The sequence below is a fragment of the Burkholderia sp. Bp8986 genome (assembly GCF_003854225.1).
Lineage (GTDB): Bacteria > Pseudomonadota > Gammaproteobacteria > Burkholderiales > Burkholderiaceae > Burkholderia.
Map to the genome: position 1 here is coordinate 1 of NZ_QTQM01000196.1, position 582 is coordinate 582.

At 63.2% G+C, this 582-nt stretch carries 1 pseudogene; it reads right to left on the minus strand.

Annotated elements, in window-relative coordinates:
* Positions 1-22: 22 nt before the first annotated feature.
* A pseudogene (locus DID99_RS36855) lies at positions 23-582 on the minus strand (IS110-like element ISBma3 family transposase); the annotation flags it as partial.

Sequence of the window (582 nt, forward strand, 5' to 3'; positions counted from 1 at the left end):
GGGGGTGCCCCTATGTGTTTCGTCAAGCGTTAGGGGCTGACTTGGGTTGGTAAATGGTGCCGTCACGCAGCATGGCGAACAGGACGTCGCAGCGTCGCCGTGCGAGCGCGATGAGCGCTTGGTTATGACGCTTGCCTTGCTGGATCTTGCGCGAGTAATAGGCCCGCGAGACTGGGTCCCGCAAGGCCGCGAAGGCGGATAGGAACAAGGCACGCTTGAGTACCTTGTTGCCGCGTCTGGATGGATGTTCGCCGCGTATCGATGAGCCGGAGCGTCGGGTGACCGGGGCAAGGCCAGCGTAGGCTGCTAGGTGTGCAGCTGAAGCGAACACCTTATGGGCAACCTCGGTTAGGAGTCTGGCGGCGGTCCTGGCGCCGACTCCCGGCATGCTGGTCAGGACCGGCCAAAGAGGGTGAGCAAGCACCAGTCGTTCAACTTCGGCAGCGACCTCGTCGCGTTGCTGACGCAAGGCCGCAAGCTGCTGGGCCAAACGGGGCATAACGATGGTGGCGGCTTGCGTGCCGGGCACGGTTACGGCTTGTTCGCTCAGTGCCTGAACGATCTCGGCCGCCAAGCCTTTGC